The 21,396-nt window shown below is 56.5% G+C and carries 17 protein-coding genes and 1 tRNA gene; 8 read left to right on the top strand and 10 right to left on the bottom strand.

Annotated features, from left to right (window positions below; all coding sequences use genetic code 11):
• Positions 1-386 precede the first annotated feature (386 nt).
• Positions 387-4,331, bottom strand: coding sequence for a trifunctional transcriptional regulator/proline dehydrogenase/L-glutamate gamma-semialdehyde dehydrogenase (putA, locus tag B3041_RS07245; protein WP_292970931.1), 3,945 nt, complete (start codon positions 4,329-4,331; stop codon positions 387-389).
• Positions 4,332-4,859: 528 nt separating this feature from the next.
• On the opposite strand from putA, the gene putP reads away from it, so the two are divergent.
• The 7 genes from putP to B3041_RS07280 all read left to right on the top strand — a co-directional run bounded on the left by putP (position 4,860) and on the right by B3041_RS07280 (position 12,183).
• A complete protein-coding gene (putP, locus tag B3041_RS07250) occupies positions 4,860-6,344 on the top strand; it encodes a sodium/proline symporter PutP (RefSeq protein ID WP_065649056.1) in 1,485 nt (494 codons plus the stop codon).
• A gap of 257 nt (positions 6,345-6,601) precedes the next feature.
• Complete coding sequence (gene efeU, locus B3041_RS07255) at positions 6,602-7,435, top strand: iron uptake transporter permease EfeU (protein ID WP_065649057.1); 834 nt, start codon at positions 6,602-6,604, stop codon at positions 7,433-7,435.
• 42 nt (positions 7,436-7,477) lie between these two features.
• On the top strand, positions 7,478-8,590 hold the full coding sequence (gene efeO, locus B3041_RS07260) for an iron uptake system protein EfeO (RefSeq protein WP_065649058.1): 1,113 nt from the start codon (positions 7,478-7,480) through the stop codon (positions 8,588-8,590).
• Positions 8,591-8,592: 2 nt separating this feature from the next.
• Positions 8,593-9,870 (top strand): iron uptake transporter deferrochelatase/peroxidase subunit, encoded by a 1,278-nt coding sequence (gene efeB / locus B3041_RS07265; RefSeq protein WP_292970937.1) that lies wholly within the window; start codon positions 8,593-8,595, stop codon positions 9,868-9,870.
• Positions 9,871-10,397: 527 nt separating this feature from the next.
• Positions 10,398-11,186 (top strand): phosphate starvation-inducible protein PhoH, encoded by a 789-nt coding sequence (gene phoH, locus B3041_RS07270; protein ID WP_065649060.1) that lies wholly within the window; start codon positions 10,398-10,400, stop codon positions 11,184-11,186.
• Between the two features lie 151 nt (positions 11,187-11,337).
• Complete coding sequence (iraP, locus tag B3041_RS07275; RefSeq protein WP_065650453.1) at positions 11,338-11,700, top strand: anti-adapter protein IraP; 363 nt, start codon at positions 11,338-11,340, stop codon at positions 11,698-11,700.
• Between the two features lie 279 nt (positions 11,701-11,979).
• Entirely contained in the window at positions 11,980-12,183 is a 204-nt protein-coding gene (locus B3041_RS07280) for a hypothetical protein (protein WP_065649061.1), read from the top strand.
• Between the two features lie 146 nt (positions 12,184-12,329).
• On the opposite strand, the gene B3041_RS07285 is transcribed toward B3041_RS07280, so the two are convergent.
• Positions 12,330-12,542 carry a DUF2116 family Zn-ribbon domain-containing protein gene (locus B3041_RS07285; protein WP_065649062.1) on the bottom strand — a complete coding sequence of 71 codons (213 nt, stop codon included), beginning with the start codon at positions 12,540-12,542 and terminating at the stop codon, positions 12,330-12,332.
• Positions 12,543-12,949: 407 nt separating this feature from the next.
• Positions 12,950-13,037: transfer RNA gene (locus B3041_RS07290), tRNA-Ser, on the bottom strand.
• A gap of 246 nt (positions 13,038-13,283) precedes the next feature.
• Between B3041_RS07290 and phoA the strand changes: the two genes are divergently transcribed.
• Positions 13,284-14,690, top strand: coding sequence for an alkaline phosphatase (gene phoA / locus B3041_RS07295; protein WP_292970944.1), 1,407 nt, complete (start codon positions 13,284-13,286; stop codon positions 14,688-14,690).
• Between the two features lie 64 nt (positions 14,691-14,754).
• On the opposite strand, the gene B3041_RS07300 is transcribed toward phoA, so the two are convergent.
• From B3041_RS07300 to B3041_RS07330, 7 genes are all read right to left on the bottom strand, one after another.
• The gene (locus B3041_RS07300) at positions 14,755-15,480 is read right to left on the bottom strand and encodes an amino acid ABC transporter ATP-binding protein (RefSeq protein WP_065650454.1); all 726 of its coding nucleotides are present in this window, start codon (positions 15,478-15,480) and stop codon (positions 14,755-14,757) included.
• Positions 15,467-16,231, bottom strand: a complete 765-nt coding sequence (locus B3041_RS07305) for an amino acid ABC transporter permease (RefSeq protein WP_065649064.1) — start codon at positions 16,229-16,231, stop codon at positions 15,467-15,469. Before B3041_RS07305 ends, B3041_RS07300 begins: the two co-directional genes overlap by 14 nt.
• A 44-nt stretch (positions 16,232-16,275) precedes the next feature.
• The gene (locus tag B3041_RS07310; protein WP_065649065.1) at positions 16,276-17,037 is read right to left on the bottom strand and encodes a basic amino acid ABC transporter substrate-binding protein; all 762 of its coding nucleotides are present in this window, start codon (positions 17,035-17,037) and stop codon (positions 16,276-16,278) included.
• A 190-nt stretch (positions 17,038-17,227) separates the two neighbouring features.
• On the bottom strand, positions 17,228-18,454 hold the full coding sequence (locus B3041_RS07315; protein ID WP_292970947.1) for an MDR family MFS transporter: 1,227 nt from the start codon (positions 18,452-18,454) through the stop codon (positions 17,228-17,230).
• 11 nt (positions 18,455-18,465) lie between these two features.
• The gene (locus B3041_RS07320; protein WP_065649067.1) at positions 18,466-19,227 is read right to left on the bottom strand and encodes an ABC transporter ATP-binding protein; all 762 of its coding nucleotides are present in this window, start codon (positions 19,225-19,227) and stop codon (positions 18,466-18,468) included.
• Positions 19,224-20,264 (bottom strand): FecCD family ABC transporter permease, encoded by a 1,041-nt coding sequence (locus B3041_RS07325; protein WP_292970952.1) that lies wholly within the window; start codon positions 20,262-20,264, stop codon positions 19,224-19,226. Before B3041_RS07325 ends, B3041_RS07320 begins: the two co-directional genes overlap by 4 nt.
• Positions 20,264-21,262, bottom strand: coding sequence for an ABC transporter substrate-binding protein (locus B3041_RS07330; protein WP_292970955.1), 999 nt, complete (start codon positions 21,260-21,262; stop codon positions 20,264-20,266). Before B3041_RS07330 ends, B3041_RS07325 begins: the two co-directional genes overlap by 1 nt.
• Between the last annotated feature and the right edge of the window lie 134 nt (positions 21,263-21,396).

Genomic DNA, 21,396 nt, shown 5'->3' on the forward strand with positions numbered 1-21,396 from the left:
GGACGCATTCATGCGTCCCTGACGTATTTATGCGCCTGCGCTGGTTTCCGGGCGCCATGAATGGCGCCCCTACAGGGATAACAATGCAATCTGTAGGGGACGCATTCATGCGTCCCTGGCGTATTTATGCGCCGATGGTGATGTTCGGGCGCCATTAATGGCGCCCCTACGGAATAACAATGCAATCTGTAGGGGACGCATTCATGCGTCCCTGGCGTATTTATGCGCCGATGGTGATGTTCGGGCGCCATTAATGGCGCCCCTATGGGATAACAATGCAATCTGTAGGGGACGCATTAATGCGTCCCTGGGGTATTTATGCATCCCTGACAAACCCGCAATAAAAAAGGGCCCGCGGGGGGCCCTTTACTGTCATAACCTGACGTTTAACCGATGGTCATCAGGCTGGCGTTGCCGCCTGCCGCCGCGGTGTTGACGCTCAGCGATCGTTCAATCAGCAACCGCTCCAGCAGCAGATTGGTTTCCCCGCGGGCGAAGCCCTGGACGGAAACAATGGCGCCTTCGCGCGCAGCGATATCGGCACACAGCGTACGCAGCTGATCGGCATCACCGTGATAGATCACCGCATCGAACTCACCGGACAGGGCATCTTTTGCCAGCCGGATGCGCTGCTGTACGGCCGACGGCAGCGATTTCAGCAGGCCACGATGCAGCTCATCATCCTGCCACAGCGCCTGACTGCCCACGCTGGTAACCGCAGCCAGCTGGATCAGTGCATCCTGCTCATTATCGGCCAGACAGAGCACGCGTTCACGTGGCAGCAGGCTGAAGGTGTTGCGTTCGCCCGTCGGACCCGGCAGCAGACGCACCGTACCTGCCTGCGACAGCTCATCGTAACGCTGGCACAGCGCCTGCAGCGCTGGCTTATCCTGCGCCCAGCTTTGCAGCGCCTGGTGCGCGCCCATCAGCGTTGTGCGCACGCTGCTGTCGACCGGCTGCTCAGCATCCTGACGATCGAAGGTCAGGCGCAGCGCGCCATCCGGACGATTTGCCAGCAGGCGATAGAGATAGAGCGGACCACCCGCTTTCGGCCCGGTACCGGAGAGACCTTCGCCGCCAAACGGCTGCACGCCTACCACGGCGCCGACCATATTACGGTTCACATAGAGGTTGCCAACGTGCGCGTTCGCGGTGACCTGCGCGATGGTTTCATCAATACGCGTGTGTACGCCCAGCGTCAGACCGTAGCCGGTGGCGTTGATTTGCTCAATCAGCTGCGGCAGGCTGCTGCGTGAGAAGCGCACCACGTGAAGCACCGGTCCGAAGATCTCTTTATCGAGATCGCTGACCTGATCCAGCTCAATCAGCGTGGGCTTGATAAAGGTGCCGCTCTCCCACTCTTTACGATCCTGCGCATTTTCCTGCACCGCCTGATAAACGGTAAAGCCTTTGTTGCGCATCGCCTGGATATGGCGCTCGATACCTTCTTTCGCTTCCTGGTCAATAACCGGACCGATATCGGTTGAGAGACGCTCCGGGTTGCCCATGCGGCACTCCGCCATCGCACCGCGCAGCATTTTGATGGTGTGATCGGCGGCGTCTTCCTGGATACAGAGCAGACGCAGCGCCGAGCAGCGCTGACCCGCGCTGTCAAACGCCGAGGCAACGATATCCACCACTACCTGTTCGGTGAGGGCAGATGAGTCAACGATCATGGCATTCATGCCGCCGGTTTCGGCGATCAGCGGTGTCGGGCGCCCCTGCGGATCGAGACGACCAGCAAGATTACGCTGCAGCAGGGTTGCCACGGCGGTGGAACCGGTGAACATCACGCCGCGCACGCGCTCATCGCCGGTAAGCTGTGCGCCCACGGTTTCACCCTGGCCAGGCAGCAGCTGCAGCACGCCGGCGGGCACGCCTGCATCCAGCAGGATCTGCACCGCCTGCGCCGCGATAAGTGGCGTCTGCTCGGCCGGTTTTGCCAGCACGCTGTTGCCGGCGGCGAGCGCGGCGGCAATCTGACCGGTAAAGATCGCCAGCGGGAAGTTCCACGGGCTGATACAGACTACCGGACCCAGCGGACGATGCGTTTCGTTGTCAAAATCATCGCGTACCATGCCGGCGTAGTAGTAGAAGAAGTCGACCGCTTCGCGCACTTCGGCGATGGCATTGTTGTAAGTTTTGCCCGCTTCGCGCACCAGCAGACCAATCAGCTGCTGCATCTGCGCTTCCATCGCCTGACCGGCGCGCTCGAGGATCGCTGCGCGCTCGGCTGGCGGGGTGGCAAACCAGATTGGTCCGGCGCTGACCGCCGCATCCAGCGCGGCAGAGACTTCCGTTTCAGTGGCTTCACGTACGCTGCCGACCACATCAGCCGGCGCCGCCGGGTTCAGTACCGGCTGACTGACACCTGTTTCCGGTGTGCCCTCAATCATCGGCTGTGCCACCCATGGCTGGCTGGCGCTGTTCAGCAGGGCACTGGAGAGTGAGGCGAGGCGATGTTCATTCGCAAGATCGAGACCCGCTGAGTTAGGACGCTTGTCGCCATAGAGATCGCGCGGCAGCGGGATCTTAGGATGTGGCAGACCCACGGCGCCTTCGGCCGCACCCATTTTTTCCACTGCCACTACCGGATCGGCAACCAGCTCATCTATCGGCAGGCTCTTATCGGCAATCCGGTTGACAAAGGAGGTGTTGGCACCGTTTTCCAGCAGACGACGTACCAGGTAAGCCAGCAGCGTTTCGTGCGTGCCTACCGGCGCGTAAATACGGCAGGGACGGCTAAGTTTGCCATCGGCCACTTTACCCACAACCTGTTCATAGAGTGGCTCGCCCATGCCGTGCAGGCACTGAAACTCATACTGACCCGGATAATAGTTATTGCCCGCCAGATGATAGATAGCGGCCAGCGTGTGGGCGTTGTGCGTGGCAAACTGTGGGTAGATCTGGCTTGGCACCGCCAGCAGCTTGCGTGCGCAGGCAAGATAGGAGATATCGGTATATACCTTACGCGTATAAACCGGATAGCCTTCAAGCCCTTCCATCTGCGCGCGCTTGATTTCGCTGTCCCAGTAAGCCCCTTTCACCAGACGGATCATCAGGCGGCGACGGCTGCGCTGTGCCAGATCGACCAGCGAGTCAATCAGCATCGGGCAGCGCTTCTGGTAAGCCTGAATCACGAAGCCGATCCCGTTCCAGCCCTCCAGCTCAGGTTCAAAACAGAGTTTTTCCAGCAGGTCCAGCGACAGCTCAAGACGATCGGCTTCTTCAGCATCGATATTGATCCCGATGTCATAGGAGCGCGCCAGCAGCGTCAGCGATTTCAGGATCGGATAGAGCTCTTCCATGACGCGATCGTACTGAGCGCGGCTGTAGCGCGGATGCAGCGCAGAAAGTTTGATTGAAATACCCGGGCCTTCATAGATGCCGCGTCCGTTGGAAGCTTTGCCAATCGCATGGATCGCCTGCTGGTAGGAGAGCAGATAGGCTTTGGCATCGGCGGCGGTCAGGGCCGCTTCACCGAGCATATCGTAGGAGTAGCGGAAGCCTTTCTCTTCCAGCTTACGGGCGTTCGCCAGCGCTTCAGCAATGGTCTCGCCGGTAACGAACTGCTCGCCCATCAGGCGCATGGCCATATCCACGCCTTTGCGTACCAGCGGCTCACCGCTTTTACCGATAATGCGGTTCAGCGAGCGGGACATGCTCGCTTCGTTGTGCGTCGAAACCAGGCGTCCGGTAAACAGCAGGCCCCAGGTCGCGGCGTTAACAAACATGGATGAGCTGCGGCCCAGATGCGACTGCCAGTTACCGTTACTGATTTTGTCGCGGATCAGCGCATCGCGGGTAGGTTTATCCGGAATACGCAGCAGCGCTTCTGCCAGACACATCAGCGCCACGCCTTCCTGCGAAGAGAGGGAAAACTCCTGTAAGAGGCTTTGCACCATTCCGGCGCGTCCGGTTGCACCTTTTTGGTGCCGCAGCTTGTCAGCCAGGCTGTAAGCCAGCTGGTGGGTTTTCTCTGCCAGCGCGGCGGGCAGGCGTGCCTGTTCCAGCAGCATCGGCACCGCTTCTGTCTCCGGGCGACGCCACGCGGCAGTGATCGCGGAGCGGGTAACCGACTGTGGAAGAATGTGCTCAGCAAAGTCGAGGAACGGCTGCAGGCTCTCTTCAGGCAGGCTCTCTTCCACCGTAGTGTCGCTGGCCTGCAGCGGGATTTCCGGCAGGGTTTCGCCCGCTTCAAGCTGGGTTAAGTAGTTGAAAATAGCCTGTTTAATCAGCCAGTGAGATGTGCGATCAACTTTCTGTGCTGCCAGCTTAATGCGGTCGCGGGTGGCTTCATCCAGCTTCACCCCCATGGTCGTTGTTCCCATGAATTCCTCGTCTTAAAAAGTAAATCAACATCAGCGTGGGCTGCACTATCACCCAGGTTGCAACTTTGTGCAACCATGTTAAATGTGACTCAGGTAGCACGCTTTCAAACCGCTTATTTGTTAACAACAAAGAAACGGCACGTTTCTTGCTGCAAGAATCTCGCCAGAGTTGCAACCGGGGTCAGAAAACCGCGAAAAACCGCTTTTCTGGTGCAACCAAAAGTTTGAGCGGGCGCAACCTTTGAGCAAAGAAATGAGAAAGAGAGGTGAAACCCAGGTAACAGGTGTGTTAAATCCATTGTGCACATCGCACCTTTGCGGCAGGATACCGCGCCTTAAGAGAAATTCGCTTCTCTGGCGGCGGTAACGCGCAGTGGCTACCCCGTTCCGGTGCTGCCGCGCTGATTCGACTGCCGTGATTCAGACGGGTAAGTGATAAGTCGCGCCAGGGAGACGCCCGGCCAGAACCGTTCAGGCAGGGCGGGCAAACAATTTCTCTTAAGCAATTACATAATAAGTGGAGAGAGTATGAGTATAAGTACACCAATGCTGGTGACCTTTATTATCTATATCCTTGGGATGGTGTTGATAGGGTTTATCGCTTACCGGTCAACAAAAAACTTTGATGATTATATTCTGGGCGGCCGCAGCCTGGGCAGTTTTGTTACGGCGCTCTCAGCCGGTGCCTCCGATATGAGTGGCTGGCTGCTGATGGGCCTGCCTGGTGCCATCTTTCTGTCCGGCATCTCTGAAAGCTGGATCGCTATCGGCCTGACGATTGGCGCCTGGCTGAACTGGAAAATTGTGGCGGGTCGCCTGCGTGTGCAGACCGAGCATCACGATAACGCCCTGACGCTGCCTGACTTCTTTACCAGCCGCTTTGAAGACAAAAGCAAGCTGCTGCGCGTGATCTCCGCGGTGGTTATCCTGATTTTCTTCACCATTTACTGCGCCTCGGGCGTGGTAGCCGGTGCGCGCCTGTTTGAAAGCACCTTTGGTATGGATTACCAGACTGCGCTCTGGGCGGGTGCTGCGGCCACCATTCTCTATACGCTGGTAGGCGGCTTTCTGGCGGTGAGCTGGACCGATACGGTACAGGCAACGCTGATGATCTTCGCACTGATCCTGACGCCGGTGATTGTGATTATCGCCGTAGGCGGTTTTGACGACTCACTGGCAGTGATCCGCGAGAAGAGCGTGGAAAACCTCGATATGCTGAAAGGACTCAATTTTGTCGCGGTCATTTCACTGCTGGGCTGGGGGCTGGGCTACTTCGGGCAGCCGCATATTCTGGCACGCTTTATGGCGGCAGATTCCCATCGTTCCATCCGTACTGCCCGTCGCATCGGGATGGCGTGGATGATCTTCTGCCTGGCGGGCGCGGTGGCCGTGGGCTTCTTTGGTATTGCCTATTTCCAGAATAACCCGGCGCAGGCCGCAGGCGTTACGCAGAACGGAGAGCGTATCTTTATCGAGCTGACGCGTATTCTGTTTAATCCGTGGATCGCCGGTATTCTGCTGTCAGCCATTCTTGCGGCAGTGATGTCTACCCTGAGCTGCCAGCTGCTGGTCTGTTCAAGCGCATTAACGGAAGATCTCTATAAAGGCTTCCTGCGCAAAAATGCCAGTCAGAAAGAACTGGTATGGGTAGGACGCGCCATGGTGCTGCTGATTGCGCTGATCGCCATTGCACTGGCGTCTAACCCCGATAACCGGGTGCTGGGCCTGGTGAGCTATGCATGGGCTGGTTTTGGCGCGGCGTTTGGTCCGGTTGTGCTGTTTGGTGTCTGCTGGAAGCGCATGACGCGCAACGGCGCACTGGCGGGTATGGTGATTGGTGCGGCAACGGTACTGCTGTGGAAACAGTATGGTTATACCGAGCTGTATGAGATCATTCCGGGCTTCATTTTTGCCAGCATCGCCATCGTGGTCTTCAGCCTGGCAGGCAAAGCTCCTTCTGCCGCCGCACAGCAGCGTTTCGCCGCTGCGGAAGCGGAATACCAGGCAGATTAAGGTATTCGCGCGGTGCGTTCCGGCACCGTTATTACAGAGGAGGCACATCGCTGTGCCTCCTCTGCACGTCTGATACGTCAGGCAAAAAGATCTCAGCTGTTTTATCCGGACGCCCATTCCCCTGATTTCTCCCCACGCAGCAAAATAATTTCCCGCAGTGACTTGTTTTTTTCTCGGCGATAATGATAATCGATATCGTTCGCACTTTACGTTTTTTTACGACAGATTTACCCTGCTAAACACTTAAGAGGCAAACGATGTTTGTTCCGTTTCTCATTATGCTTCGTGAAGGTCTGGAAGCGGCGCTGATTGTCAGCCTGATCGCCAGCTACCTGAAGCGCACCGGGCGTACCCGATGGTTTCCGGCCATGTGGGGCGGGGTGATAGCCGCTATTGTTCTCTGCGCGGGGCTGGGTATGGCCATCAATGCCACCACCGGTGAGTTTCCGCAGAGGCAGCAGGAGCTGTTTGAAGGTGTGGTTGCGCTGATTGCGGTAGCGATGCTGACCACCATGGTGTTCTGGATGCGCAAAGTCGCACGCAGCATGCGCCTGACGCTGGAAAAATCCGTTGATCAGGCGCTGGAAAAGCGGGGCGGCAGCGGCCTGCCGCTGGTGATGATGGTGTTTCTCGCCGTGGCGCGCGAAGGACTGGAATCGGTGTTTTTTCTGCTGGCAGCCTTTACGCAGGATGTTGGCTACGCTCCGCCTGCGGGCGCGCTGCTCGGCCTGCTGACCGCAGCGCTGCTCGGTATGCTGATCTATTACGGCGGCGTCCGCCTTAATCTGGCGCACTTTTTCCGCTGGAGCAGCCTGTTTATTCTGTTTGTTGCCGCCGGACTTGCGGCCGGCGCAATCCGCGCTTTTCATGAAGCCGGATTATGGAACCACTTTCAGGCAACGGCGTTTGATATAAGCAACGTGCTCTCCACGCATTCCCTGGCCGGTACGCTGCTTGAAGGCCTGCTTGGCTATCAGGAGGCCCCCAGCGTCAGTGAAGTCGCAGCCTGGCTGATCTACCTGGTGCCGGCGCTGCTGCTGTTCTTTTTCCCGACGCCTCCTGCTCCGGCTGCTGCACGCAGCCTGCGCTGATTACCGATTGTCATAACCTGACTCTTTAACACGGATACCCTCATGAATACGCCTTTACGCACTACCGCTTCCTTCATCGCGCTGCTGCTTTCCGGTACTGCCGCCGCAGCGATCCCGCAGTTCACCGTCACCGTTACGGACAAACAGTGTGAGCCGATGACGCTGAACGTGCCGGCGGGTAAAAGTCAGTTCATTATTAAGAATCACAGCCAGAAAGCGCTGGAGTGGGAGATCCTGAAAGGGGTCATGGTGGTGGAAGAGCGGGAAAATATCGCGCCGGGCTTCACGCAAAAGCTGACGGCAAATCTGGAAGCGGGTGAGTATGAGATGACCTGCGGCCTGCTGAGCAATCCCAAAGGCAAACTAACGGTGACCGGATCGGGGCAGTCATCAGCCTCAGAGCAGAAAGAGCTGCTGCAGCTGGCTCAGCCTATCGCCGACTACAAAGCTTACGTTCTCAATGAAGTTAACGCGCTGGTCAGCAGTACCAAAGCGTTTACGGCAGCCATCAACGCAGGCGACGGGGACAAAGCCAGAGCGCTCTACGCACCGACCCGCGCCCACTACGAGCGTATTGAGCCTGTTGCCGAACTCTTCTCCGATCTGGATGGCACGATTGATGCCCGTGAAGATGATTTTGAGCAGAAAGCGGCGGATCCTGGATTCACCGGTTTCCACCGGCTGGAGAAACTGCTGTTTGCCGACCGCACAACGACCGGTGCCGCTCCTTTTGCCAGCCAGCTTAATGAGGATGTAAAAGCGCTGCAGGCGCGCATCAGCGCGCTGGCATTTTCGCCGGTTAAAGTTGTGGGGGGCGCAGCCGGTCTGATTGAAGAGGTCGCTTCGAGCAAAATCTCCGGAGAAGAAGATCGTTACAGCCGCACTGACCTCTCAGACTTCCGGGCAAACGTCGACGGCGCGCAGAAAATTGTCTCATTACTGCGCCCGCTGTTGCAGCAGCGTAATCCGCAGCTTCTGACGAAAATCGATACGAACTTCAGTAAAGTTGACGTCATACTGGATAAATACCGTACGGCGGACGGTTTTGCGTCGTATGAGAAGCTGACGGTAGCCGATCGCAATGCGTTAAAAGCGCCGATTACCGTGCTGGCGGAAGATCTCTCCTTGCTGCGCGGCACGCTGGGCCTTGATTAACCATGACTAAACAGCATGACGCCATGCAGCCGGCGCGCCGTCGGTTACTGCAGGGGCTGGGTGTGTTGGGCGGTGCGGCTGCACTCGGGGGCAGCTGTCCGTTTCACGCTGGCGCAGCGGAACATTTTTCTCCGGGAACGGTTGCACCTGATGCGCGTCAGCAGGTGCAACCGTTTTACGGTGAGCATCAGGCGGGCATCCTGACGCCGCAGCAGGCCGCCATGATGCTGGTGGCATTTGACGTACTGGCCGGCAGTAAAGCGGAGCTGACGCGTTTACTGCGTCTGCTGACAGCAAGGTTTGCGTTTCTGACGCAGGGCGGGCTTGCGCCTGCAGTAACGAATCCGCAACTGCCGCCGGCTGATTCCGGCATTCTGGGTGCCACCATTGCGCCGGATAACCTGACGCTGACGCTATCCGTGGGCAGTTCACTGTTTGACGAACGCTTTGGACTGGGCGCGCATAAGCCGGCACAGCTGCAGACGATGACGCGCTTTCCTAATGATTCGCTCGACGCCAGCCAGTGTCACGGGGATCTACTGATTCAGATCTGCGCCAACAGTCAGGACACCGTGATCCACGCGCTGCGCGACATCATCAAACACACGCCCGACTTGCTGGCGGTACGCTGGCGGCGCGAAGGGTTTATTCCCGATCGTGCAGCACGCAGTAACGGGCAGGAAACCCCGATTAACCTGCTGGGTTTCAAAGATGGCACGGCAAATCCGGATACGCAGAATGACGCGCTGATGAACCGCATGCTGTGGGTGACGGCCGATCAGCAGGAGCCTGCCTGGACATATGGTGGCAGCTATCAGGCGGTGCGGATTATTCGTTTCCGCGTTGAGCAATGGGATCGCACCCCGCTGGGTGAGCAGCAGACTATTTTTGGTCGTGAAAAGCTCAGTGGCGCGCCGCTCGGCAGACAGCATGAGCATGATGAGCCGGATTACGCCAGCGATCCGGATGGTGAGGTCATTGCGCTTGATGCCCATATCCGGCTTGCCAACCCGCGCACGCCGGAGACGGCTGACAGCCTGATGCTGCGGCGCGGCTACAGCTACTCCGCAGGGATCACAGGCGCAGGGCAGCTGGATATGGGATTGCTGTTTATCTGCTATCAGCACGATCTCAGCAAAGGTTTTATCACGGTGCAGCAGCGGCTTAACGGTGAGGCGCTGGAAGAGTATGTGCGACCTGTCGGCGGGGGGTACTTTTTTGCGCTGCCGGGCGTGCCGGATAGCGCTCACTATCTCGGGCAGTCGTTAATCGAAGCCTGAACCTGATTGCCGTTACCGGGCATCATGCTTTATAGCTCTCCGCCTCATGAAAGGATCCGTAAAGGATCCTTTTTGTTTTTATTTATTGCATTGATATTGTTGTTCTTTTATGTGCTTTGCGTATCAGCCGATCGCCACTAAAAATCTTAATTTGCATCGAAAAGTAAAAATAGTGTTGCAAATTTTCGGCGCTATGTTTCACTTTAATCATAAGCGTTGTCAGTTATGTGGCATCTGCCACTGGAGTTCGCGCATGAGGTGTTCCATTCCGGAACCAGCAGGTGTAACACAGCAAGCGCAGTTCTCTGCGGGGGAGACCCTCCTGTCAGCGTTTTACTTTCCATCCATCCACTATCTTCTTCAATCAGTCCGTGTTTATCCGGTGCGCTGCGGCGTTTCGGCGCTGTTGTACACCCCCGTTTGTCTATCAGTACGGCTACAAGGAAGCCAATGTAACCTCTAAAGCGTTCAAGTCATCGCCGCGGGTGATCCGTCGCGATTCATGAAACCAACTGTAAGGTGCCACTATGGGAAGACAGAAAGCAGTGATCAAAGCGCGTCGTGAAGCTCGTCGTGTGCTTCGTAATGACTCCCGGAGTCATCGTCAGCGCGAAGAAGAATCGGTCACTTCGCTGGTGCAGATGGGCGGGTTAGATGCTATTGGCATGGCGCGCGATGTGCGCGACCGGGCACCCATTGCAGCCCGAAATGAAGCTCAGGCGCACTATCTTAACGCCATAGAAACGAAACAGCTGATATTTGCAACCGGTGAAGCGGGTTGCGGTAAAACCTGGATTAGCGCTGCAAAAGCAGCTGAGGCCCTGATCAATAAGGATATCGAAAGGATTATCGTGACGCGCCCGGTACTGCAGGCGGATGAAGATCTCGGTTTCCTGCCCGGAGACATTTCCGAGAAATTTGCCCCCTATTTTCGTCCGGTTTATGACGTTCTGGTTAAACGTCTCGGCGCTTCCTTTATGCAGTACTGCCTGCGGCCTGAGATCGCCAAGGTAGAGATTGCGCCCTTCGCCTATATGCGTGGACGTACTTTTGAGAATGCAGTGGTTATCCTCGACGAGGCACAAAACGTCACCGCTGCGCAGATGAAGATGTTTCTGACCCGCCTGGGAGAAAATGTCACGGTTATCGTTAACGGTGATATTACCCAGTGCGATCTGCCCGCCAGCGTTCAGTCCGGTCTTGCCGATGCGCTGGCGCGCTTTGAAGAAGATGAGATGGTTGGCGTGGTGCGTTTTGCGAAAGAGGACTGTGTTCGCTCAGCCCTCTGCCAGCGCACACTGCACGCCTACGGCTGACAGAGTAGCATTCAGTCGACAAACCCGGCTCTGGCCGGGTTTTTTTCTGACTGACACTGGCCGTACAGCGTCTGCCGGTATTTCAGAGTGATGATAGTTGCAGCAGTTCGCTAACGCGGTAAGATTGATGTTTTTTCAGGGAGCACAACCAGTGAAAAACGTCGTCCTGAGTATGCTGGCTAAAATATCGCACATTGATGCGGACATGAAACAGCTGACCGCCCGTGTGGAAGCTCAGTCGCTGCTGATCAGCGCGCTGGTACTGGCCGTCAGCAGGCAGGGTGGAGTAACAGAAATGATTGACGCCGCAAACAAAGCGATCAATACGGTTATCGACTCCGCTGAAAGTGATGACGTGCTGAGGTCTGACGCTGCTATTCTGCTGAGCGAACTGCAGAATCTGCTGACTATCTCGCAGGCAGTGGATAAGGCCGACGGTGAGATTAATCATGAAGGGCTGAGCGAACTGACCGGCGTAGCCGTCGCGGAACCCGCTTTACCCGCCAAAAAGTAAGGTGGTCAGACGGTAAATAAAAAAGCCTGAACACGCGTTCAGGCTTTTTTATTTGCTGTGCCCGGTATTAGCTTACCTCTGGCGGGGAGTTTCCTTTGCGACTCAGTCATTAGCAATATGCTCCTGTTCTTTATTATCTCTTTGAATAATAAATATTTTTCCACCCCTGCCTGTTTGAGCTGAAGATTAGCTGAGAAGGTAAATTAATAAAAAGGCCCGATAAACCGACATTCTGATCGCCTGAGTGGTACGGTGGTCTGGAATCAAAAGTGGAGGTTTATGACAAATGATAATAACGACAGAGTGGAATTTATAGCTAATGCCATTTTGAAAGCAGTACGCGAACTCATTGACACCGGGAACGAAATTACTATTGAAGCATTGCTGGCCAGGCTTGAGGTTTACCGGCAGGCAACCCATGATGACTTTATGAAAGAGATATACCGTGATGCCATTGTGATTATCCGGAAGGGCAGGATTTGATCCGCCACATCTGGCTTATGCTGTTTTTACTGCGGATCTGAAGGGCGTTATCCTGTAAAAAACGCAGGCTTAATTTGCTTTATTAAGCATGCATCACAAGGTTATGGCGTGCGGCGCTTTACGGATTAGCTAAGCGCCGCTTCCGGCTATTCGCCGGTGATCCGCTGCTTCATTTCGCGCTGATGCTTGTGGTAATCCTCTCCACACTCTGAAGAGCAGAATGCAGTATCAGCAACAATCGCTTCATCTCTGCACCAGATACACTTGCCTGTTGTGCTCACCAGGCGCGGCTGGCGGGCAAATAATGCGCTCTCAAGATGAGCCGCTTCTCGTTCCTGTGCCAGATCTACATCATCCATAATTTTTTCCTTAATAAATCAAAACGTTTTTTTGGGCGATAACGCCCTGACTGCTTTGGTAATGATACAAAGAGTGTCATCGTAAAAAGGGAGTTTTCAACAGGGCTGATGGAAAGGGGTCGCTGGCACCCCATCCGCATTATCCCTGCTGAATGTTGCTGCCGGATCAGTTTAGCAGACCTGAAGAAGAACTGCGGCCTGAGTCTGCTGAGGGTGGTCAGGTCTGTGCAGAGGTCCGTCCGGATATTTCCAAAAAGATCTCTGTAAGACTGAAGAAAGGTCGAGTATTACAGGCTCTGGTGACCAGTGTTCCCCGTCGAACCCGGTCGGGGGTTCTCATACCCCTCTCACGATGCAATATGCAAAAAAAAAGCCTGAACGTAAGTTCAGGCTCTTCTTCAAATTTGTGGCGGTGAGAGGGGGATTCGAACCCCCGATACGTTGCCGTATACACACTTTCCAGGCGTGCTCCTTCAGCCACTCGGACACCTCACCACATATTTTTTCGCTAACCGCGCTGGGTCAACGGGGCGCTACTATAGGGAGTTAGCTGAAAAGGGTCAAGTGCTATTTTCTCCTTTTTTTCTATCTGCTTAAGCTCTGCACAGATTGTCTTAACCCTGTTCACTTTGCTGTGATTGTCACTGAAACGTTGCGTGTCTGACACAAAAATGTCATCCCGCTGACGCAGACTTGGCAGCGAAAATAAACGGGTTGTCTCACTGATAAGGATGCTGAAGAATGAAACACTTACCTCTGCTGACGGTTTCACTGCTGGCTACGTTTACCGCCACCGCTGCGGTGGCAGACGTTACAACATACAATAGAGCAGCCACCGGCGATCTGACGCAGCACGGTGGCGCACGTCGGCTGAGCAGCGATCAGACTGAGGCGCTGAAGGCCTCGCTAAGTAATAAGACGGCAAAAAATGTCATTTTACTGATCGGCGATGGTATGGGTGACTCCGAGATCACCGCTGCGCGTAATCTGGCGATGGGCGCGGGCGGCTTTTTTGCCGGTATTGATGCGCTACCGCTTACCGGACAGTACACGCACTATTCGCTGGATAAAAAAACGCACAAACCGGGCTACGTCACTGACTCTGCCGCTTCCGCCACCGCATGGGCGACAGGCACCAAGTCGTACAACGGAGCTATTGGTGTCGACGTCAATGGTCAGGATCAAACCACGCTGCTTGAGCTGGCCAAAGCGGCCGGCAAAGCCACCGGGAATGTCTCTACCGCCGAACTGCAGGATGCAACGCCGGCGGCACTGATGGCACATGTCACCTCGCGCAAATGCTACGGTCCTGAGAAAACCAGTGAACTCTGCCCGACTAACGCATTAGAGCAGGGTGGCAAAGGCTCGATTACCGAGCAGATGCTGCTGACCCGTCCGGATGTGTTATTGGGCGGCGGTGCAAAAAGCTTTAATGAGGTCGCGAAAGCTGGCGACTATAAAGGTAAAACGCTGTATGAACAGGCGCAGGCGCGCGGCTATCAGCTGGCAGAAAATCTCGACGCGCTGAACGCGGTACAGCAGGCGACTCAGCAGCAGCCGCTGCTGGGGCTGTTTGCGCCGGGCAATATGCCGGTGCGCTGGCAGGGCCCCAAAGCCAGTTATCATGGCAATATTGATAAACCGGTCGTGACCTGTGAGGTTAATCAGGATCGGCCGGCATCGGTGCCGACGCTGGCGCAGATGACGACAAAAGCGATCGACCTGCTCAGTAAAAATGAGAAAGGGTTCTTCCTGCAGGTCGAGGGCGCTTCAATCGATAAACAGGATCACGCGGCTAACCCGTGCGGCCAGATTGGCGAAACGGTCGATCTCGACGAAGCGGTACAGGTGGCGCTGGCTTATGCCCGCGAACATGGCGATACGCTGGTGGTGGTCACCGCCGACCACGCGCACAGCAGTCAGATTGTTGAGAATGGCACCAAAGCGCCGGGCCTGACCCAGGCGCTGAACACGAAAGATGGTGCGGTAATGACCATCAGCTACGGCAACTCGGAAGAGGATTCGCAGGAACATACCGGTGCGCAGCTGCGCATTGCTGCTTACGGACCGCACGCGGCAAACGTGGTGGGGCTGACCGACCAGACCGATCTGTTCTTCACGCTAAAAAATGCGATGGCGCTTAAATAAGCGGATAGCAGACAGAAAAAAATCCACGCTGCGGCGTGGATTTTTGTTATGACCGGGCGATGGATTACGCCAGCACTTTGCTGAGAAACGCCTGAGTACGCGGATTTTGCGGCCGGGTGAACAGCACATCCGGCGTGTCCAGCTCCTGAATGATCCCCTGATCCATAAACATCACCCGATCCGCCACTTCGCGCGCAAAGCCCATTTCATGCGTGACAATCACCATGGTCATGCCTTCCTGCGCCAGCATTTTCATGACGCTCAGCACCTCACCGACCAGTTCGGGATCAAGCGCGGAGGTAGGCTCATCAAACAGCATGATGTCGGGCTCCATCGCCAGCGCCCGGGCAATGGCGACGCGCTGCTGCTGGCCGCCGGAGAGGCTGTTTGGCCAGGCATTGATCTTATCAGTCAGGCCCACTTTTTCCAGCAGCGCTTTAGCCTGCTCAGTGGCCTGCTGGCGCGACAGTTTGCGCACCTCCATCGGTGCCATAATCAGGTTTTCCAGCACGGTCATATGCGGAAAGAGATTAAAGCGCTGAAACACCATACCCACATGTTCACGCAGCGTATTGATGCGGGTTTTGGGATCCTGCACCTCAAACCCGTTCACCACCACGCGACCGCCATCGATGCTTTCGAGTCCGTTCAGGCAGCGCAGGAACGTGCTCTTGCCAGAGCCGGACGGACCGATCACGCACAGCACCTCCTGCGCCGGAATGTCACAGCTGATGCCGTTCAGCACCTGGTTTTCACCAAAGTTTTTCTGCAAGTTTTCAACGTGGATCACTTTTGCCAAACCTCTTTTCCATGTAACGAACCAGCAGCGACAGCAGGAAGGTAAATACCCAGTACACCAGTGAAATCACCAGATAGGGTTCCCAGTAAGTCGCGTAAGCGCCTGAAACCGTACGGGCAGCATATGCCAGATCGGCAAGACCAATCGCTGACGCCAGCGACGAATCTTTTACGATAGCAATCGCATTATTGCCGAGCGGCGGGAGCATACGGCGAAACGCCTGCGGCAAAATCACTCTGCGCATGGTGCGGCCATAGGGCATGCCAAGCGAACGCGAGGCTTCCATCTGACCGCGATCGATCGACTGGATCCCGGCGCGGAAGATTTCCGATACGTAAGCGCCCGCATTCAGGGTGATTGCCACTACGCAGGAAAGGAAAGCGCCATAGTTAGCGCGCAGCTCGCGGGCAAATTCTGCCGGCATAATACCGTTTGCCACCAGTATGCCATCGCGTGGATTGATAAACAGCGGGATCAGCGCGAAGTGCACCACCATAATCTGCACGAACAGCGGCGTACCGCGGAAAGCGCTGATGTAGATGCGTACCGGCCACTGAATGCCGTAATGCAGTAGATATTTCCACGGGCCATGCGGCGCCGACGCCAGACGCCCTAAGCCGAGCGTCAGGCCCCACAGGGTGCCTGTGATTACACAAATGAGGGTACATTTGAGGGTCATCATCGCGCCGTCGATAAACAGCGGCATATATTCCTGGATGATTTCCCAGCGGAAGCCTGTCATAAAAACGTCCTTATTGTGCCGCGCGAGCGCGCGGCGACGGGAGATTACTGAGCGGGAAGAGCAGGAACGTTGCTGTCGAACCAGGTCGCGTAAATTTTCGCATAGGTGCCGTCGGCAATGATTTTCTGTAGGCCGGCATTGATCTTGCTGCGTAATTCATCGTTGCCTTTCGCTACCGCGATACCAAAATACTGGCGCTCAAACTTATTGTCAGAAACCAGTTTAAACTGCTTTTCCGGATGCGTTTTAATGTAGTATTTCACCACGCCAACATCGCCTACGGCCGCGCCGATGCCATCTTCATACAGCTCCTGCAGCATCAGCGGCGTATTATCAAAACGCTTAATTGCCGTGCTGTTTTTGCCCAGCACATCAGACACCACGATGTCGCCGGTGCTGGAGTTCACCACGCCGACATTCAGATTTTTCAGCGACGCCAGAGAGGCTACGTTAGCGTTTTCCGGCACCACAATAGCCTGTTCAGCCGGGAAGTAGGGCGCGGAGAAATCGACCATCTGCTTGCGCTTGTCGGTAATGGTAATGCCGGAGATGATGATGTCGCGGTCGCCCGAATTCAGGGTGGCAAAGATGCCTTCCCACGGGGTATTAACCAGTTTGATATCAAAATTTTCCGCTTTGGCGACGGCTTTGATGATATCGATATCAAATCCTTCCAACTGCTTCTGCGCGTTTTCAAATTCGAACGGACGGTAAGTGCCGCCAGAGCCGACAACATAGGTGACGGCCTGCGCCGCCGTGGCTGACAGCGCCAGCACTAAGCCCAGCAGGGCTGAACGGATAAACATTGTGATTCTCCTGGAGAAGGGACAAGGTGTGCAATTTATGCAAAATTAATGCATAAAAATACACACCGGTGCATGCTCTGGCAAGCGGAATAGTCAGCGCTGAGGACAATATTCACCAAAGCGTGAATTGAGTCGCCCGCCTGTTGTGGCGCAGCGGGTAAGGGAGGAGGGCGGCACAATATGCCGCAGGTTACGCGTTGCGCAGCGGCGCGCAGATAATGCGCATGGCAAAAGCGCTGACGAGAGGAAACAGTGCCAGCAGCAGCCACGGCAGCCGGGCCGCCTCTGACGGCACGCGCGCCTGTTCAAGTATGCCTCCCAGCAGGATATTACCCATTAACACCGCCACGCCACCCGCAGTGGCCAGGGCACCATAGTGCGCGCCCAGCGATGACGGATCTGCAAACCGTGGCACCAGATCTTTCGCGGCCGGCACCAGCAGCATCTGCCCGAGCGTCAGCAGCGTGACAAAAGCCGCTGCGGGCAGCAGGCGCATCCAGCCCGCGCCAGGTGCGGCATCAGCATACAGCGCCACGCTGAGGAATGCCCCGGCAATCAGCGCAAAGCCCCACGGGACGATCCGCGCTGCGCCGGTGCGGCGGGCGAAACGCGCCAGCGGCAGCTGCAGCGTGATGATCAGCAGTGAAGCAAGCATAAACAGCGGTGCGAGATCGCTCTCCTGGCCGCCGGCACGCTGGATCTCCACAGGCAGCGCCAGGTAGAGCTGGTTATAGCTCAGCAGCCAGCTGCTGTAAGCAATGATAAACGCCACAAAACGCGGCTGGTGAAAGGTGCGCCACCACGGCATGACCTGCAGCGTAGTGCGGCGTGCGGGCGCGGCGGGCAGGGTGAAAAACAGCACGATCATCGCCAGCATAAAGACCGCTGCGCCTGCAAAGGCGATCTGGCGAAAGCCGTAACCGGTCAGCAGCGCACCCGCCGCCGGACCGATAACGGCACCCAGCTCGCCGCAGACGGCAAACAGGGCAAACCACTCAGCGCGGCTGCGTTTTCCTTCTGCTTCACTCTGCGTACCCGCTTTCGCCAGCAGCGCTTCAATGGAGGGCGAGAAGAGCGCGCCGCCGATGCCGGTCAGGCAGGCGCCGGTGATAACCGGGGCTACTGATTCGCCGCACGCCAGCAGCAGATAGCCGCTGATACGTACCATGCAGCCCGCCAGCACCACTCTCCGGGCGCCAAAGCGATCGGAGAGTGCGCCGCCGAGCAGAAACATACCCTGCTGACAGAAAGTACGCAGCCCCAGAATCAGCCCGACCAGCGTGCCAGAGAGCGCCAGATCGTCGCGCAAAAAAATGGCCAGGAAAGGCACCACGGCGTAAAAGCCAAGGTTAAAAACAAACTGACAGCCCGGCAGCAGGGGCAGCCAGAGCCGCTTAACGGGGCGGGGCGCAGGCATGCAGGTTTCCGTCAGGCTATGTAATGAATGTGTTTACCGCTGTGGTAAGGCGAATTTTCGATTTTTGCCCGCACGCGGAATACATCCCACAGCAGATCCTCATTCAGAATTTCCTGCGGCGTGCCGGTGGCGACAATTTCACCCTGCTGCATCACAATCAGATTATCGCAGAACATGGAGGCGTGATTGAGATCGTGTATCGCCACAATGCTGGTTACCGGCAGTTCGCTGATAAGCTTCATTAGCTGCATCTGATGATGAATATCGAGGTGATTAGTCGGTTCATCCAGCAGGATTTCGGTTGGCACCTGCGCCAGCGCCCGCGCAATATGCACCCGCTGCCGCTCGCCTCCTGACAAACTCTGCCAGCCCTGATCGCTTTTCTCCACCATATCCACCCGCTGCAGCGCTGCCAGAACCGTGGCGTCATCCTGTGCGTTCCAGCTGGAGAAAGGGGAGTGATGCGGAATACGTCCCAGCTTCACCACGTCACGTACCCGCATGTTGGCATCCGTCATCCCGTGCTGTTCCACAAAGGCCACCCGGCGTGCCAGCGCTTTTTTTGCGATAAAGCGGATATCGTTGCCATCCAGCATTACCTGACCGGCATGCGGGCGTCGCAGTCCCGCCAGCACGCGCAGCAGCGACGATTTACCGGATCCGTTTGGCCCCAGCAGGCCCACGGTTTGTCCGCGCGCTACGTTCAGTGAGACATCATTGACGATAACTTTCCTGCCCACTTTCCACGTAATATGTTCAGCGCAGATACTCATGATTTGTTCCCTGAGCGGTAGATAATGATAGCGAAGAAAGGTACGCCAACCAGCGCGGTGACTACGCCCACCGGCAGGCTTTGTGGCGCAATCAGCAGGCGCGAAGCGATATCCGCCAGTACCATCAGAATCGCTCCGGCCAGCGCGCAGGCGAGCAGCAGAGTGCGATGCAGCGGCCCGAAGAAAAAGCGCATCACGTGCGGCACGACCAGGCCGACAAAGCCAATTGAGCCTGCCATGCTGACAATGGTTGCGGTGATCAGTGCCGTAGTCGTGAACAGGATCAGGCGTACCCGCGGTACGGCAATACCCAGCGACGCGGCGGCATCATCACCAAAGGTAAACGCATCCAGCGCGCGTGAATACCACAGGCAGATTGCCAGCCCCAGCACCACCACAATCAGCACCAGCTGAAATTCCGGCCAGCGTACGCCGCTAAAACTTCCCAGCAACCAGAACATCACGTCGCGTGCCTGCTGAGCGCTGGCTGACGTGCTGATGGTATAGGCGGTTACCGCATTAAACAGCTGGGAGGCTGCGACGCCCGCGAGGATGGTCCGTTCGTTGCCGCTGCGCGCGCCCTTCGTGAGAAAGGCGACAAATGCAAAGGCGGCGAAGGCTCCGGCAAACGCACCTGCAGAGAGCGAGACGGCGCCCGTCCCCAGACCCAGAATAACAATAGCGACCGCGCCGGTAGAGGCACCTGCCGATACGCCCAGCACGTAAGGCTCTGCCAGCGCATTTTTCAGCAGACTCTGCAGAACGGCGCCGCAGATGGCGAGACCCGCGCCGCAGCAGGCGGCAACCAGCGCCCGGCTGAGCCGGAAGTCCCAGATCACGCTCTCATAAATGCGATTGAGCGGTTCTGCCGTCAGGCCCAGACGATTACTGAACGCGAAAAAAACGCTCCTGAGCGGCACAGGCAGTTCGCCCACGCTGATGCCCAGCGCTATCACCATGATCAGAAGCAACAGCGCCGCGACTGCACTTGTGCTGAGCACCAGCGTCTGCCGCACGGTGGTAACAGCGGTGGTCATTAATTCAGTCCCATCTTACGCAGCTGCTCTGCCACCTGTTCAGCGCCATAGATGGTGCGGATAGTCGGATTCATCGCCTGGCCATCCATAACCACGATATGCCCTTTTTTCACCGCATCCAGCTGACTCACGGCCGGATCGCTCTTCAGGAATTTAATCTTCTCTGCAGCGCTGTCCAGCGTCCAGCGGTTGCGATCGAGACTGGAGACAACAATCACATCCGGATTGGCGGCAATAATGCTTTCCCAGCCCACGGTAGGCCACTCGGTCTCGGTAGTAATGGCGTTATGGCCACCCAGCACGCTGGCAATAAAACCGGACGCGCTGTTCTTCCCGCCAACGTAGGCGTCTGCCGCCGGCGAGGAGCTGGAGAACCAGAACACAAAGGAAAGGTCGCGGGCATTTTTACTGAAGGCGCTGCGCAGCGCGGCTTCACGCTGTTTGAAGTCAGCGATCAGCGCCTGACCGCGATCTTCCACGTTGAAGATGCGGGAGAAATCGTCGATCTCTTTGTACAGATAAGTCATGTCCCATAATTTCTGGCGACTGCCATACATATCGCCCGCGCCTTTTTTGGTGGCGCACATGCCAGGGGACATATAGCTGTTCAGCCCCAGCGTGGCAAAATCCTCACGTTTCGCGACCTTGCTTTCCGGGCCGAGCAGCAGCGGTGCCTGCGCCGGGATAAAGTCCGGGTTTTGGGCCAGAATCGACTCCAGCGTCGGGATCTCAACGGTCAGCGTTTTGATGCCGGCATTCTGCTTAGCCAGCTGCGGCAGTACTTTAGTCGGCCAGAAAGCGCTGGCCACAATCTTATCCTGCAGCCCGAGCAGCAGCAGGATCTCTGTGGTGTTCTGTCCCAGCGCAACCACGCGTTCCGGCGCTTTAGTAAACGTCTCTTTGTAGCCACAGTTTTCGATGGTCAGCGGGTAGGGAGCAGCAACGGCGTGACTGGCGGCAGTAAACAGCAAAGCAAATGCACAAATGACTTTTTTCATCTAACCCTTTCTCTTATAAAAAGCGCTGATCCGTGAAATTCCTGACCGCGATAATAATGATAATGAATTACATTATCAACGGTTGGCAAGCGCTGGTGGATGCCCCGGGTCATGGCAAAAGGGAAAATTGCCGC

The organism is Pantoea sp. UBA4549 (genome assembly GCF_002387285.1).
GTDB lineage: Bacteria > Pseudomonadota > Gammaproteobacteria > Enterobacterales > Enterobacteriaceae > Pantoea > Pantoea borealis.

Bases quoted from the DNA above. Each gene is read 5' to 3' on its own strand.
- putA (WP_292970931.1), bottom strand. From the start codon at position 4,331: ATGGGAACAACGACCATGGGGGTGAAGCTGGATGAAGCCACCCGCGAC.
- putP (WP_065649056.1), top strand. From the start codon at position 4,860: ATGAGTATAAGTACACCAATGCTGGTGACCTTTATTATCTATATCCTT.
- efeU (WP_065649057.1), top strand. From the start codon at position 6,602: ATGTTTGTTCCGTTTCTCATTATGCTTCGTGAAGGTCTGGAAGCGGCG.
- efeO (WP_065649058.1), top strand. From the start codon at position 7,478: ATGAATACGCCTTTACGCACTACCGCTTCCTTCATCGCGCTGCTGCTT.
- efeB (WP_292970937.1), top strand. From the start codon at position 8,593: ATGACTAAACAGCATGACGCCATGCAGCCGGCGCGCCGTCGGTTACTG.
- phoH (WP_065649060.1), top strand. From the start codon at position 10,398: ATGGGAAGACAGAAAGCAGTGATCAAAGCGCGTCGTGAAGCTCGTCGT.
- B3041_RS07280 (WP_065649061.1), top strand. From the start codon at position 11,980: ATGACAAATGATAATAACGACAGAGTGGAATTTATAGCTAATGCCATT.
- B3041_RS07285 (WP_065649062.1), bottom strand. From the start codon at position 12,542: ATGGATGATGTAGATCTGGCACAGGAACGAGAAGCGGCTCATCTTGAG.
- phoA (WP_292970944.1), top strand. From the start codon at position 13,284: ATGAAACACTTACCTCTGCTGACGGTTTCACTGCTGGCTACGTTTACC.
- B3041_RS07305 (WP_065649064.1), bottom strand. From the start codon at position 16,231: ATGACAGGCTTCCGCTGGGAAATCATCCAGGAATATATGCCGCTGTTT.
- B3041_RS07310 (WP_065649065.1), bottom strand. From the start codon at position 17,037: ATGTTTATCCGTTCAGCCCTGCTGGGCTTAGTGCTGGCGCTGTCAGCC.
- B3041_RS07315 (WP_292970947.1), bottom strand. From the start codon at position 18,454: ATGCCTGCGCCCCGCCCCGTTAAGCGGCTCTGGCTGCCCCTGCTGCCG.
- B3041_RS07320 (WP_065649067.1), bottom strand. From the start codon at position 19,227: ATGAGTATCTGCGCTGAACATATTACGTGGAAAGTGGGCAGGAAAGTT.
- B3041_RS07325 (WP_292970952.1), bottom strand. From the start codon at position 20,264: ATGACCACCGCTGTTACCACCGTGCGGCAGACGCTGGTGCTCAGCACA.
- B3041_RS07330 (WP_292970955.1), bottom strand. From the start codon at position 21,262: ATGAAAAAAGTCATTTGTGCATTTGCTTTGCTGTTTACTGCCGCCAGT.